This is a genomic window from Gordonia terrae (genome assembly GCF_051789125.1).
Classification (GTDB): Bacteria; Actinomycetota; Actinomycetes; order Mycobacteriales; family Mycobacteriaceae; genus Gordonia; species Gordonia terrae_A.
The window spans coordinates 4,216,938-4,230,560 of sequence record NZ_CP196526.1; the positions used below are offsets into that span (position 1 = coordinate 4,216,938).

14 protein-coding genes are annotated in these 13,623 nt (G+C 69.0%); 7 read left to right on the top strand and 7 right to left on the bottom strand.

Going from position 1 to position 13,623, the window contains the following annotated elements; all coding sequences use genetic code 11:
• The first annotated feature begins 97 nt into the window (after positions 1–97).
• Genes ACSUZC_RS19080 through ACSUZC_RS19090 form a run of 3 tightly spaced genes read left to right on the top strand, consistent with a single transcriptional unit; the run spans position 98 to position 2,597 of the window.
• A complete protein-coding gene (locus tag ACSUZC_RS19080; RefSeq protein ID WP_439030029.1) occupies positions 98–1,885 on the top strand; it encodes an Rv0361 family membrane protein in 1,788 nt (595 codons plus the stop codon).
• Positions 1,882–2,202 (top strand): hypothetical protein, encoded by a 321-nt coding sequence (locus ACSUZC_RS19085; RefSeq protein WP_439030030.1) that lies wholly within the window; start codon positions 1,882–1,884, stop codon positions 2,200–2,202. The genes ACSUZC_RS19080 and ACSUZC_RS19085 overlap by 4 nt, the downstream gene beginning before the upstream one ends.
• A gap of 35 nt (positions 2,203–2,237) precedes the next feature.
• Positions 2,238–2,597 carry a hypothetical protein gene (locus tag ACSUZC_RS19090; protein WP_439030031.1) on the top strand — a complete coding sequence of 120 codons (360 nt, stop codon included), beginning with the start codon at positions 2,238–2,240 and terminating at the stop codon, positions 2,595–2,597.
• A 72-nt stretch (positions 2,598–2,669) separates the two neighbouring features.
• On the opposite strand, the gene fbaA is transcribed toward ACSUZC_RS19090, so the two are convergent.
• A complete protein-coding gene (fbaA, locus tag ACSUZC_RS19095; protein ID WP_439030032.1) occupies positions 2,670–3,707 on the bottom strand; it encodes a class II fructose-bisphosphate aldolase in 1,038 nt (345 codons plus the stop codon).
• Positions 3,708–3,934: 227 nt separating this feature from the next.
• On the opposite strand from fbaA, the gene ACSUZC_RS19100 reads away from it, so the two are divergent.
• Positions 3,935–4,666, top strand: coding sequence for a VTT domain-containing protein (locus ACSUZC_RS19100; protein ID WP_439030033.1), 732 nt, complete (start codon positions 3,935–3,937; stop codon positions 4,664–4,666).
• 18 nt (positions 4,667–4,684) lie between these two features.
• Here the strand turns inward: ACSUZC_RS19100 and ACSUZC_RS19105 are convergent, their stop codons facing one another.
• The 6 genes from ACSUZC_RS19105 to ACSUZC_RS19130 form a co-directional block, all read right to left on the bottom strand.
• Positions 4,685–5,377 carry a TrmH family RNA methyltransferase gene (locus tag ACSUZC_RS19105; protein WP_439030034.1) on the bottom strand — a complete coding sequence of 231 codons (693 nt, stop codon included), beginning with the start codon at positions 5,375–5,377 and terminating at the stop codon, positions 4,685–4,687.
• 8 nt (positions 5,378–5,385) lie between these two features.
• Positions 5,386–5,967, bottom strand: coding sequence for an orotate phosphoribosyltransferase (pyrE, locus tag ACSUZC_RS19110; RefSeq protein ID WP_439030035.1), 582 nt, complete (start codon positions 5,965–5,967; stop codon positions 5,386–5,388).
• Positions 5,968–6,032: 65 nt separating this feature from the next.
• Positions 6,033–6,974 carry a hypothetical protein gene (locus ACSUZC_RS19115; protein ID WP_439030036.1) on the bottom strand — a complete coding sequence of 314 codons (942 nt, stop codon included), beginning with the start codon at positions 6,972–6,974 and terminating at the stop codon, positions 6,033–6,035.
• 37 nt (positions 6,975–7,011) lie between these two features.
• Positions 7,012–8,013, bottom strand: a complete 1,002-nt coding sequence (locus tag ACSUZC_RS19120) for a D-2-hydroxyacid dehydrogenase (RefSeq protein WP_439030037.1) — start codon at positions 8,011–8,013, stop codon at positions 7,012–7,014.
• Positions 8,010–8,687 carry a YoaK family protein gene (locus ACSUZC_RS19125; RefSeq protein ID WP_439030038.1) on the bottom strand — a complete coding sequence of 226 codons (678 nt, stop codon included), beginning with the start codon at positions 8,685–8,687 and terminating at the stop codon, positions 8,010–8,012. Before ACSUZC_RS19125 ends, ACSUZC_RS19120 begins: the two co-directional genes overlap by 4 nt.
• A gap of 111 nt (positions 8,688–8,798) precedes the next feature.
• Positions 8,799–9,785, bottom strand: coding sequence for an Lrp/AsnC family transcriptional regulator (locus tag ACSUZC_RS19130; RefSeq protein ID WP_439030039.1), 987 nt, complete (start codon positions 9,783–9,785; stop codon positions 8,799–8,801).
• Between the two features lie 133 nt (positions 9,786–9,918).
• On the opposite strand from ACSUZC_RS19130, the gene ACSUZC_RS19135 reads away from it, so the two are divergent.
• From ACSUZC_RS19135 to ACSUZC_RS19145, 3 genes are all read left to right on the top strand, one after another.
• Positions 9,919–11,022, top strand: a complete 1,104-nt coding sequence (locus ACSUZC_RS19135; RefSeq protein WP_439030040.1) for an NAD/NADP octopine/nopaline dehydrogenase family protein — start codon at positions 9,919–9,921, stop codon at positions 11,020–11,022.
• Positions 11,019–12,008 (top strand): 3-hydroxybutyryl-CoA dehydrogenase, encoded by a 990-nt coding sequence (locus tag ACSUZC_RS19140; protein ID WP_439030041.1) that lies wholly within the window; start codon positions 11,019–11,021, stop codon positions 12,006–12,008. Before ACSUZC_RS19135 ends, ACSUZC_RS19140 begins: the two co-directional genes overlap by 4 nt.
• Before the next feature lie 275 nt (positions 12,009–12,283).
• Positions 12,284–13,561 (top strand): MFS transporter, encoded by a 1,278-nt coding sequence (locus ACSUZC_RS19145; protein ID WP_439030042.1) that lies wholly within the window; start codon positions 12,284–12,286, stop codon positions 13,559–13,561.
• The last annotated feature ends 62 nt before the right edge of the window (positions 13,562–13,623 follow it).

Genomic DNA, 13,623 nt, shown 5'->3' on the forward strand with positions numbered 1-13,623 from the left:
CGGTTCGCCGAGCACCGTGCCGGACGCTGCTTCGCCGAGCGCCGCGTCACCCAGCACCGTTCCATCGAGCATCAGCAGAGAGGGCCACGAGCCAGCTGTGGACGATTCCACCGAGAAGAACACCACCGGGGACAAGGCCGTCGAGAACGAGGCGACCGAGAACGCGTCCACGGCGGTCAGTGCCGCGAAGCAGCCCGCGGCACCCGAGCCCGCGCCACCGAAGCCCCGGGGCGGACGCGGGATCGACGGCGCCACCCAGGTGATCAACCGCGACAGCCTGCCGTCGGCCGACGACCTCGAAGACCTCGACGACATCGACCCGCTGGGCGCGGACGACACCCCGGCAGACACCGAGAACACCGGCAGCGGGGCCGACGAGGCCTCGCCACGTAAGGCGCGTCTCGGACCCAGCGACTCGAAGACCACGGTGATCCAGCGCTCGGATCTTCCCGACACGGACGATCTCGAGGACCTCGACGACATCGACCCGACGAGCGAGGCCCCCGAGCCCGCCGAGGGTGCGACTCCGGTCGATGCCGGCACGCCGGACGAGGATTCCGACGCCGAGGATGTGAAGGTCGACGCCACCGGCGGCGAGAGCACCGAGAGTGCGGTTCCCGCCGAGGACGCTGCCGGCGAACAACGACCCGACGACGACTCCGCGGCCGGTACCGCGGTCGGCGCGGGAGTGGCAGCCGCGGGTGCCGCCGCGGTGGCGGCCGCGACCGCTTCGGACACCTCCGAGAGCACTGCGGTCGACGAATCGGCAGGCGTCACGGACGACTCCGGCGACAGTGCAGACGACACCGCGGACCCGGACACCGCAGACACCGCAGACACCGCAGACACCGCAGACGACGACACCGCGGAGACCGCAGACACCGACAGGGCAGCCGTGGCTGACGACGCTGACGGCGCGGACGTGAATCCGCCGGCCGAGTCGGTGGAGACTCCAGCGAAAACCGAGGCCGCAGCCGAATCGGCACCAGTCACCGACGAGTCCGACACCGTCGAGTCCGACGCCGACGCCACCCCCGCGGACGACACCGAGGCGATCGCCGTGGCCCACGACGAGGACGCCGTCGAGGTCGAGGATGCGGCATCCGACGCCGAAGCCCCCACGGTCGCCATCCCCGCCACGACCGACGACGCCGACGTCGAGGACCCGGTCGATCAGGATGCAGTCGATCGTGACCCGGTCGACACGAAAACCATCGACGCGGATTCCGCCGATGCAGACACAGCTGATGCAGACACCGCCGACGACACCGACGCCGCGACAGCGGTGATCCCGGCTGCGGGAGCCGCCGCAGCCGCCGGCTCGACAGCCGGGGACAGTACCGACACCACACCTGAACCGGCGGTGGCGGCCCCGTCGACCGGCGAGTGGACGACCACCGCGCACGAACCGAAGGTCATCCCGGGGTCCGGCCCGACGAAACAGAAGAAGAAGCGCGGAAAGGGTCTGCTGATCGCGTGCGCCGCGCTCGTCGTGGCGGTCGTGGCGGTGATCGGTGGAATCTTCGCCTACAACAGCCTGCGGGCACCGGCTCCCGCCGATGAGGCGGCGACCATCGCGATGGATTACACGACCGCTCTCTACGAAGGCGACCTCGGCACCCTGCGGTCGGTCACCTGCGGGGAGCTCAACGCCTTCTACAGCGACTTCGACGACGCCGCTTACCAGAAGACGTTCGAGGCCCAGCGCGCCCGCAACGAGCTCGTCCAGACGCAGGGAATCAACGCGGTCCGCGTTGTCGAGGGCGGTGATCAGGCGGTCGTCGAGGTGATCGCGGTGCACACCAACACACCGGATGAGCCGCAGACGGTCACCCTCAATCTGCAACGCGACGGGGACGACTGGAAGGTCTGCAACCCCACGTGACCGAGGGTCACGGATGGGGCACGCCGCACACCCCCGAGGCCACACGGCAGCTCACGCGTCCTGCGTACCCCGTTCCCCCTGCTGCCGACCGCAACCCGGCACCCCGCTATTTCACACCGCCGGCCCGACCGGCCGCCCCCGGGGGACCACCCGCCGAGCGCCCGGGCCGGGCCACCCACATCCGGACCACTCGCATCCGGCCGGGCACGCGGCCGCGCCCCGACGCCGGGTCGCGCATCGACCCGGCGGTGGTGATCGCGGCATTGGTGATGCTCGCCCTCGCGGGCGCCGTCGTCGTGGGACTCGTCACCGCCTGAGTGCCGGTTTCGCGGGTCGACGCGCGGGTGAGGACGTGCGGGACGAGGAGGACGTACTCCTGCCACGTCTGCAGGATGCCGTCGTCCCGGACGAACTCGTCCGGCTGGGCACCCACTGGCAGGCTGTCCGGTCGACGGCGCCGACCCGCCCGCATCCGGTTGTCGCCCGGCGGCCACCCGGCAACGTGCTGGCGGCAGCTCCGCTGAGCATCCTCGATCGCACGCGCGACCAGCTCGACTCGGTTGCGCGCGGCGGTCACGGCTGGTCGGGCGCGGCCCGGACGGCGAGTGGCGCGGTGGCGACCGTCGCAGGCGCGGTCGAGCACATCCCGCCGCTCACGCGCGGCGAGCGCGCGGCCACGCGGACTCCGCGTACCGGTCACGGCAGGAACTGATCGCCGTCCCTCGTCCCTGAACGCAGTTCTGCCCGCACCCCGGTGGGGTGCGGGCAGACGTCGGACCCTCGATCAGGCGGAGAGGGACTTGCCGTTCGACTTGAGGTCGTTACATGCCTCGACGACGCGCTCGCTCATGCTCGTCTCGGCCTTCTTCGACCAGCTGCGCGGGTCGTAGACCTTCTTGTTGCCGACGTCGCCGTCGACCTTCAGCACACCGTCGTAGTTGCCGAACATGTGGCCCGCGACCGGGCGGGTGTAGGCGTACTGGGTGTCGGTGTCGACGTTCATCTTCACGACGCCGTAGCTCAGCGCCTCGTCGATCTCGCTCTTGAGCGAGCCCGAACCGCCGTGGAACACGAAGTCGAACGGCTTGGCACCGTCACCGAGACCGAGCTTCTTGGCGGCGACCTCCTGGCCGGTGTTGAGCACGTCGGGACGCAGCTTCACGTTGCCGGGCTTGTAGACGCCGTGGACGTTGCCGAAGGTCGCGGCCAGCAGGTAGCGGTTGCCCGAGTCGCTGGCACCGAGCGCCTCGATGGTCTTCTCGAAGTCCTCGGCGGTGGTGAACAGCTTGTCGTTGATCTCGTTCTCGACGCCGTCCTCCTCGCCGCCGACCACGCCGATCTCGATCTCCAGGATGATGTTGGCCGAGCCCGCCTTGGCCAGGAGTTCCTTCGCGATCTCCAGGTTCTCGTCGAGCGGCACGGCGCTGCCGTCCCACATGTGGGACTGGAACAGCGGGTTGCGGCCGGCGTCGACGCGCTCCTGTGAGATCTGCAGCAGCGGACGCACGTAGGTGTCCAGCTTGTCCTTGGGGCAGTGGTCGGTGTGCAGGCCGATGAGAACGTCGTACTTCTCGGCGACGACGTGCGCGAACTCGGCGAGCGCCACAGCTCCGGTCACCATGTCCTTGACGCCCAGACCCGAACCGAACTCGGCGCCACCGGTGGAGAACTGGATGATCCCGTCGCTACCCGCGTCGGCGAAACCCTTGATCGCGGCGTTGATCGTCGACGACGAGGTGCAGTTGATCGCGGGGAATGCGTAACCACCCTTCTTCGCCTTGTCGAACATCTCGGCGTACTGCTCCGGGGTTGCAATGGGCATCGACGAATCCTCCAGGGTGTGGATGTGCTCTGGTGTTCGGGTTCTCTCGCCGTCAAGTGATGCTTCGGTGGCGAGCAGCCGGACTTCCCGCGGCCGGACTCCACTCAGTATGGCAGGTGCCACATCGCCGGGTGCGCCCACCATTCGTGCCCGGACCTGCTGCAAAACGCCTGTCACCGAGCCGCGAGATTCTGTCCTCGACGGACGCGCAGGTACTCTGGGTCCCCGTGATCGACTCCGCGCTTGCCACCACGACCACCAACCTGGCGCTGCTGCCGGGATTCCTGGACCCGGTGAACCTGCTCAACTCGTTCGGCACCTGGATGCTGGCGGGCCTGTTGCTGGTGGTCTTCGTCGAGTCGGGTCTGCTGTTCCCGCTGCTCCCGGGAGACTCGCTGCTCTTCACGGCGGGTCTCATCGTGGCGGCCAAGTCCGCGGAGATCGAGCCGTTCGCCCCGCTGTGGGTGCTCCTCGTCCTGATCCCCATCGCGGCCTTCCTCGGCGATCAGGTGGGTTACTGGATCGGCAAGAAGCTCGGGTATTCGCTGTTCACGCCCAATGCGAAGGTACTCAAGCAGGTCTACATCGAAGAAGCGCACGTGTTCTTCGAGAAGCACGGCCCGGTGACCATCATCCTGGCCCGGTTCGTGCCGATTGTGCGCACCTATGCGCCGCTGGTCGCCGGCGCCGCCAACATGCGCTACCCGATCTTCCTGGCCTACAACGCGATCGGCGCCATCGCCTGGGGTGCGGGAGTGACGCTGCTCGGCTACTTCCTCGGCCAGATCTCCTTCATCCGCGACAACATCGACTACATCTTCATCGCGATCGTGCTGATCTCGGTGCTGCCGATCATCGCCGAGATCGGCAAGCGCATCCTGCGCTCACGCAAGAAGCCCGTCGAGGAGGCACCGCTGCCGCGCTCGGACGAGGCGAACAACTCCGCCGCCGAGAACTGATCTCCGCTGGTCGAACCCTCACCACGCGGCGTCGAGATCCGCGTGCCTGCGGATCCAGGCGTGCATGGCGATCCCGGCCGCCACACCGGCGTTGATGCTGCGGGTCGACCCGAACTGCGCGATGGACACGGTCAGATCGGCGTGACGCTGGGCGTCGTCGCTGACACCCGGGCCCTCTTGCCCGAAGAGGAGTACGCACTCGCGCGGTAGCTCAGCCGTCTCGAGGGGCACCGCGCCGGGAGTGTTGTCGACCGCCACGACCGTGAGCCCCTCCGCCCGCGCCCACTCGATGAGGTCCGCGACCGTGTCGTGGTGCATCAGGTGCTGGTAGCGGTCGGTGACCATCGCGCCGCGACGGTTCCAGCGGCGCCTGCCGACGATGTGGACGGCGGCCACGGCGAACGCGTTGGCCGTGCGCACGACGGTCCCGATGTTGGCGTCGTGGGCGAAGTTCTCGATCGCGACGTGCAACGGGTGCCGTCGGACATCGATGTCGGCGACGATCGCCTCCCGCGACCAGTAGCGATATGCGTCGACGACGTTGCGGGTGTCCCCCTGTTCGAGGAGTTCACGATCGAGATGCGGGTCGTCGGGGGCAGGCTCGCCGGGATGCTCGACGGCCCAGGGCCCGACACCCACCGGCGGGCCGGTCAGCCACTCGGTGGGACCCGGCCCCCCGCCGTCGGAGTCGGGCCGATCGGTCTCGCTCACAGCCCGGTTCAGGCCAGTCCGAGGTCGCTCAGGGTGAGCAGCGAGCGGTAGGGCACGCCGAGCGCGGTGATGACGTCGTCGGCACCGGTCGCGCGATCGACGACCGTCGCGACGCCGACGACGGTGCCGCCGATCGAACGGACGGCCTCGACCGCCGTCGACGGGGACCCGCCGGTGGTGCTGGTGTCCTCGACCACCAGCACGGTGCGCCCCACGATGTCGGGGCCCTCGATCTGCCGCTGCATGCCGTAGGTCTTCGCCGACTTCCGAACCACGAAGGCGTCGATGTCACGGCCGTCGGCGTGCATGATCGACGTCGCGACCGGGTCGGCCCCCAGGGTGAGGCCGCCCGCGGCCGCGTAGTCCCAGTCTGCGGTCAGCTGTCGCATCAGACGTCCGATGAGACGCGACGCCTCGTGGTGCAGGGTCGCCCGGCGCAGGTCGACGTAGTAGTCGGCCTCTCGACCCGATGACAGGGTGACCCTGCCGTGGACCACAGCGAGTTCGCGGACCAGTTCGGCGAGACGCGAGCGGGCGGCCGGGTCGACCTCGGGCGGTGTCCCGCCGGAGACCGGGGCGGACGAGGACATGGCAACTCTCTCTCGGTCGTTCGTGCGGGAATCGATGCCGCGCAAGTTGATACGGCGTCGCAGGGTCAGCTTCGGTGACGGTTCGGGCGCTCACCGGTGTCGCGACGCGGCGTCTCGTCGGACGTGCCCGCGGGCTTGCGTGTCCCGGACCCGCGGATCGGCATCGGGGACATCCCTCGGCCCCCGGTCGAGGGCGAGGCGGGGCTCGGTGTCGGCGGGGCACTCGGGGGTTTGCGCGTCGAGGCCGGAGCCGCGCTCGTCGTCGACGAGGCGGTGCCGCCGTCGCCCGACGCCGCCTGACGCCGGCGCTTGTCCCGCAGCGACTCGGTCTTTTCGTCGGCCAGTTCGGCGCGGGTGGGCCCGTGCGGGTCGCGCGGATCGGGCGAGTCCTCGGGTTCGCGCACCGGTGGCAGCACACGGAGCAGGTCGGCGAAGCGGCGGACCACCTCGAGACCGGTGTTGAGTGTGGCCGGGTCGTTGGTGACCGGCATCGATCCGAGCGCCCAGTTGCCCTCGTTCCACATCACCTCGACGAACGCGGGCGCCTTGTTGGCGAGCGCGACCATGCGGCGGTCGCAGACGCGGCGGGCGACGTCGAGATTGTTGGAGAACATGACGCGCGGACCCATCGCACCGAGCAGTTCCACATCGTCCTCGGCGGGAGCGAGGACATCCTCGTGCCGGAGGTCGACGACGACGGTCGAGGGCGAGGAGCGGCGGACGGCGATCACGGTCGCGGTCTCGGCGAGGTCGAAGACCACGGCCTCCACCCCGGCATAGTGCCCGTAGGCTACGTCGCGGACCTGGATGTGGTCGCCGACGTTCATGGTCGCCCGACGGAAGACCTTGCGCAGCTTGGTGTCCGACTCGCGGAACTTGAACTCGTGTTCGTCGCCCCAGACCGCGCGCTGGTGCCGCGCGACACTCGACCGCTGCCGGTCGAGCCACAACAGGACGCCCGCGCCGAGCAGCGCCACGGCGGCGATCAGGAAATAGACGGTGGTCATCGCGCTACAGCCTACTATCGGCGGGCCTGAGGCGATGTCATCCGCGTCCCCGGACGTAGCCGCGTTCCTTGTCCACGACGTTGACCAGCGCGTCCGCGAGCGGGCGGGACCCGGCCTCGGCGTACCGGCGGAGGTTGTCGAGGACCTGCTCGGCCAGGGCCTCGCGCCAGCCGTCTGCATCGCCGCTCATGTGCGCGGAGATCGCGACGTTCGGGAGGTCCCAGAGTTCGCTGCCGGCCGGCAGCGGTTCGGTGACGAACACGTCGAGCGACGCGGCCCCGAGGTGCCCGGACCGCAGCGCGTCGGTCAGCGCGGGCTCGTCGACGAGCTCGCCGCGGCCGACGTTGACGAAATGCGCACCCGGTTTCATCGCCTCGAGCACGCGCGCGTCGATCATCCCCGAGGTCTGCTCGGTGAGCGGCGCGATGGCGACGACGGTGTCGAAGTCGCCGACGTGGCGGGCGAGTTCTCCGGTCGAGACGACGTGCCCGAAATCGGGATCGGCGGCGCGGGCGGTCCGCCCCGCTCCGACCACGCGGATACCCACGGCGCGAAGGAGTTTCGCGGTGGCCCGCCCGATTCCGCCGGTCCCGATGACCAGCGCGGAGGTGCGGTGGGTCACGACGGTCTCCCGCCGGCTCCACCGATGGTCGCGCTGCAGCGCCATGGACTCGTGTAAACGCTTGTGGTGGGCGAGGATCGACGCGAGCACGAATTCGGCGATGGGCCGGTCGAACACACCGTGGGCGTTGGTCACGACGATGTCCGAGGCACGCAGATCGTCGAAGATCAGCGCATCGACACCCGCGGCGCACACGTGAATCCAGCGCAGGGATTCGGTCACCGCCTCCCAGTTGTCGGCCAGGGCCCGAGAGAAGAAGTCCCACAGCACCAGTGCGTCCGCACCCGGGAGCGCGTCGCCGAGATCATCTGCGGTGCACAGCCGCACCGTCGCGAGTTCTTCGATCGCGGCGAGGTTGTCGGGTGGCGGGTTGTCGCGCGAATACAGCAGCGCGACCACAGGCGAGTGCGCGGTCATGCCCCCACCGTAGGTGACGGGCCGGTCCGTTCGTCGAGGACGAACAGCAGCAGGGTCACCGCGAGGAAGCCGGCCGGGACCCAGGCGGCGTGGCCACCCATCACCTGGGTGCAGATGGCCCCGATGAGCGCACCGCCGGCGAACGCCCCGACCACACGGGCGTACACCGTGAGCGCCCGGCGGGATTCCGATGTGCGATCGACCGCCACCCCGTACCCGGCCTCGACCAGCCGCATGAGGTTGCCGGTCGTCGCCACCGCGATGTAGTTCAGGTCCCCGATGTTGCGGAACAGCTCGATCTGCATGGCCGTGATGAAGGCGATGGGGATCGTGACGTAGGAGTGCGGCACCGAGGTGGGCACGAATCCGATGACGACGAGGATGGCGACCTGCAGCGCCATCGTCACGCGGATCGGATAGATGAGCAGGCGATCGAACCGGCCCGCCTTGACGTGTACCGCCAGTACGACACCCACCAGGAACGCGAGGATCGGCCACAGGTGACCGGACGCCTGGTACCAGCGGCGCTCCGACAGGTTGAGGGCGAGGAGGATGACGTTGCCGGTCTGGGCGTTCGCGAAGACCCCACCGCGGGACAGAAAGGTGTAGCTGTCGAGGAATCCACAGGCGGCCGTGATCAGCAGGGCGAAACGCAGCGTGGTCGATGTGGTCACGGTGGTCCTCCCTCTCGGATCGTGACGTCACCGGCGTGGACCATCGAATCATGGTTCCACCGGATCGCCACCGATCGAGGACGTCCGGACACCGTGGTCACCGTTCGGTCGTCACAACACGACGGGAACCGACCCGGTGCGGCAGCCCGACCGGTCGAGCAGCGAGCCGAGACGCTTGGGTGTCTCGAGGGTCACCGAACGGTCCACGACGACCAGACCCGGCACCCGGCTCTCGAGTTGCTGCTCGAATTCGGAGAGTTCCGCGATGGTGTGCAGCCAGACCCCCATCAGGATGTTCGCCGTGCCGGTGACCTCGCAGCAGACCCGCACCTGCGGCAGATCGTCGAGCGCGTCGACCAGCGCCGAGATCGACCTCGACGACGCCCGCGCCCACACGTTGGCGGTGACCGGCCATCCGCTGATCACATGCGCCACCTCGCACCGGATGGACAGGACCCGTTCGGCCACGAGGGCACCGAGCCGGCGGCGGACCGTCGGAGCGCTCAGACCACTGGCGGCCGCCAGGTCGACCGCCGACCTCCGGCCGTCCTCGGCCAGCGCGGCGATCAGCCGCAAGTCCGTGTCGTCGGGGTCGTGCATCGGGGTCCGGTGCACCGGACGGTGTTCGGCGAGAACCGATTCCTCCGCGTCGGTCAGAGTGCGCACCCGCCAGCGTTCGCTCTCACCGAAGACACGCATCACCACCCGCGTCCGGGTCCGGGCGACGCCGTCGGTCTCGGCGAGGCGCTGGACCCAGTCGCCGAGGAAGCCGAGGTCGGGAACCATGACGGTCAGCAGCAGATCGCCGTCCCCGGCCGTCCTCTGGATGGTCGCGACCGAACGGTCCAGGGACAGGCGTTCGACGAGCGCCTCGCGCCGCGCGGAGGCCTGCACCTCGACGAACGCGCTGCACCGGGTGTTCAGATAGGCGGCTCCGGGATAGGTCACGATCCAGGCGAGTCCGCTGTCGACGAGCCGTTCCCATCGGCGTGCGGCGGTCGCCGCGCTGACCCCCACGACGTCGCCGACCACGCCCCACGGCGCCCTCGGGGCCACCTGCAGAGCGTGAACGATCTGATAATCGAGGTCGTCCGGCACGCAACAATCCTGCATCACGCGGCGGAATTTTTTCGCTATCGGAACTCGCCGGGACAGCCCGTGGCCCCGCTCCTACGTTTCCTCCCAACACCCAACGGTCGCCGCGAGCGGCCCGAGAGCAGGAGGACGGTTCGTGAAGGTCTGCGTCATCGGAGGAGGTCACGGCTCGTACGCCGCGGCCGCGGAACTGAGCGAGAAGGATCACCACGTCACGTGGTGGCGGCGGGACGCGGCGGCGTTCTCTCCGCTGATCGACGGCGGTGTGCTCGAGATCGACGACCACCGGGGGCGTCGCCCTATCGGTGTGGGCGGGGCAGACGGGATCGCGATCACCACCGATCTCGCCGAAGCGGTGTCCAACGCCGACGTGATCGTCGCACCGGTTCCCGCGTTCGCGCACGATTCGCTCGCCCGGGTGCTCGCCCCGCACCTGCGCGACGGCCAGATCGTCTACCTCCCGCCGGGCAGCTTCGGCTCCGTCGTGTTCGCCGCCGCGGTCCGCGAGGCCGGCAATCCCGCCGATGTGGCGTTCGCCGAGACCGGCACCCTGCCCTACCTCGCCCGCAAGCACGGCGACACCCGGGTGGTGGTGAGCGGTTACGCGACACGCCTGCCCACCGGAGTCTTCCCGGCCCGGCACACCGAACGCGCCCTCGCGACCCTGGGTGAGGTCTACCCCGCCGTCGAACGGGTCGAGGACGCGCTGAGCGGCGCCCTGATGAACGCGGGACCGATCATCCATCCGCCCCTGATCCTGATGAACGCCGGCCCGCTGGAACACTTTCCGTCCTGGGACATCCACAACGAGGGCACCCAGGGGTCCATCCGTCGCGTCACGTCCGCCCTCGACGCCGAGCGGATCGCGATCCGGGAGGCCCTGGGATACGACGCCCCGCACTTCCCCCTGGCCGACCACTACACCGCCGACGGCGATGAGTGGATGTACGGCAACGCCGCACACGAGAAGCTCACCGACAGCGGGGACTGGCGCGAACACATCGACCTGCGGACCCACCGGTACATGACCGAGGACGTCGAGGTGGGGCTGGCGCTGCTGAGTTCGGTGGCGCGCTGGGCGTCGGTCCCGGCGCCGGTCGCCGACGGCCTGCTCGCCATCGCCGGTGCGGTCACCGGTCGACCCGCGGGCTCGGGCGAACGCACCCTGGAAGGTCTCGGTCTCGACCGACTCGACCGGGACGGCATGCGCTCCTTCCTCGTCGAAGGGGTCGCGCGGTGACCAAGCGGCACGTGGCCGTGGTGGGCGCGGGACGGATGGGACAGGGCATCGCCGCGGCACTGGCCTTCGGGAACGTGTCGGTCACCGTGGTCGACCTCCGCGAGCGCGGTGCGGCCGGCCCCGCCTACCTGGCCGGGGTCCGCTCGGCCATCCGAGCGGCGTTGCACCACAAAGTGATCCTCGGTCTGCTTCCCGCCGATCGCCTGGACGACGTGGCCGCGCAGGTCACGGTGGTCGGCGAGATCGATGCGATGGGTCCGATGGCGACCGCGGACCTCGTCTTCGAGGCGGTGCCCGAGGTCGCCGACGTCAAACGCGGGGCCTTCTCCTGGATCGAGGCGATGGTCGCCGCCTCGGTCCCCATCGCATCGACCACGTCGAGTTTTCTGGTCGACGACCTCGCCGGACACCTGGCCGAGCCACAACGGTTTCTCAATGCACACTGGCTCAATCCCGCGGACCTGATGCCCCTGGTCGAGGTGAGTCCCGGCCGGGCGACGACCCCGGACACCGTGCAGGTCACCCGTGATCTGCTGATCGCGGTCGGCAAGACCCCGGTCCTGTGTGCCGCGTCTCCGGGGTACATCGTTCCCAGGCTGCAGACGCTGGTGATGAACGAGGCCGCCCGGATGGTCGAGGAGGGCGTCGCGAGCGCGGCGGACATCGACACCGCCGTCCGGCTCGGATTCGGTTCTCGCTTCGCGGTTCTCGGCCTGCTCGAGTTCATCGACTGGGGTGGCGGGGACATCTTGTTCCACGCGTCGCACTATCTCCGGACCGAACTCGGCGAACGTTTCGCACCCGCCCCCCTCGTCGAGGCGAACATGAACTCCGGGCGCCGCGGGATCTCCGACGGGGCCGGCTTCTACGAGTTCGACGCCGACACCGTCGACGACTACCGGGCACAACGGATCGCGGACTTCGCGCGCGTTCTCGACGCCCTGGGTCGTCTCGGACGACACGAGGAGTTCGCCACCACCGACTGACCCGCGTCGTCCTCGTCGAACCGCTCGTGACCGGCAACTGCCGGCCGCGTGATCAACGCTGTCAATGACGCGGCGCGGTAAAGCTTTTCCCTATTTCCCCCCACGGTGAGTCCGACACAATCGACTCATCCACGAGTACAGCCCACCGAACGACGGATCGCCGATCCCGTTCGCCCACCGATGAGGAGTGATCCGTGGTAACACTCGACAGTTCCGTCCCACTGGACCCCGCAGCCCCGGGGTCCCCCCAACCCCGCCGAGAGCGGACCGCCCGCGTGGCCGTGGCGTCCGGTGTCGGCACGATCATGGAGTTCTACGACTTCGCGATCTACGGCACCGCCACGGCGCTCGTGTTCAACAAAGTCTACTTCAACGTAGACGACCCCTGGTTCGGCACCTTCCTCGGGTTCGCCACCTTCGCAGTGGGTTTCGTGATGGCACCCATCGGCGCGGTGATCTTCGGGCACTTCGGCGACCGGATCGGGCGGCGCAAGGCATTGACCGCGGCCTTCCTCCTCATGGGCGGGTCGACGCTGGCGATGGGCGTACTGCCCGACTATCAGGCCATCGGGATCGTTGCGCCGATCATCCTGATCTTCCTGCGCATGGTGCACGGGATATCCCGAGGCGGTGAGATCGGCGGCGCCGCACTGCTGGCCGCCGAACACGCCCCCGCGCACCGCCGCGGTCTGTACGGCTGTTTCGTCACCCTCGGCTCTCCGGTCGGCGGCATTCTCGCCAACCTGTCGTTCGCCCTCGTCCTCCTGATGCCGATGGAGCAGGTCCTGGCCTGGGGCTGGCGTATCCCGTTCCTGATCGGCGGCATCGTCCTGGCGATCGGCGTGTGGACCCGCAGCCGCGTCAGCGAGACGCCGGACTTCGTCAATTCCCAGCAGTCGGTGGAGTCCTCGCCGCGGGCGTTCTCGGTCCTGCGCCAGAACTGGCGTCGTGTCGCACTCGCCGCGGGGATCAACGTGGGCCAGAACTGTTATGCGTTCCTGTTGTTCACGTTCATGCTGTCGTTCCTCACCGAGACCGACCCCGGGCGAGGTTTCGACCGTTCACCGGTCGTCTTCGGCAGCACCCTGGCGCTCGCCTGTCACGCCGCGACCGTCGTTCTCGGCAGCTACCTCTCCGACCGTCTGGGCCGCAAACCGGTCATCGCGTTCGGCATGATCAGTTCGCTCGTGTTCGCCCCGATCCTGTTCTGGGTCACCGCATCCGGATCGCTCGCGGCATGCATCACGGTCATCTCCATCGGTTTCGCGCTCACCGGGTTCGTGTACGGGCCGATGCTGACGACCTTCGCCGAACTGTTCCCGATCACCCAGCGCTACAGCGGCATCGGCATCGGCTTCCAGATGGGCGCGGTGCTCGGCGGCGGTCTGGCACCGATGATCGCCAACCGGATCGTCAGCGCGACCGGCAGCGTCATCCCGGTCGGGGTGTACGCGGCGGTGCTGATGGCGATCAGCCTGTGTTGCCTGATGGTCATCCGGGAGACCGCACCGGCGGCTGCCGGACGTGCGTTCCGGCAGCGCCTCCGGGCCTGATCTCCCCGCGGGTGGCATTGACAGCATCCTCTCATTTTGACAGGATGCTGTCAATGTCGTCT

Coding starts and splice junctions, on each gene's coding strand:
- fbaA (WP_439030032.1), bottom strand. CDS start 3,707: ATGCCCATTGCAACCCCGGAGCAGTACGCCGAGATGTTCGACAAGGCG.
- pyrE (WP_439030035.1), bottom strand. CDS start 5,967: ATGTCCTCGTCCGCCCCGGTCTCCGGCGGGACACCGCCCGAGGTCGAC.
- ACSUZC_RS19115 (WP_439030036.1), bottom strand. CDS start 6,974: ATGACCACCGTCTATTTCCTGATCGCCGCCGTGGCGCTGCTCGGCGCG.
- ACSUZC_RS19120 (WP_439030037.1), bottom strand. CDS start 8,013: ATGACCGCGCACTCGCCTGTGGTCGCGCTGCTGTATTCGCGCGACAAC.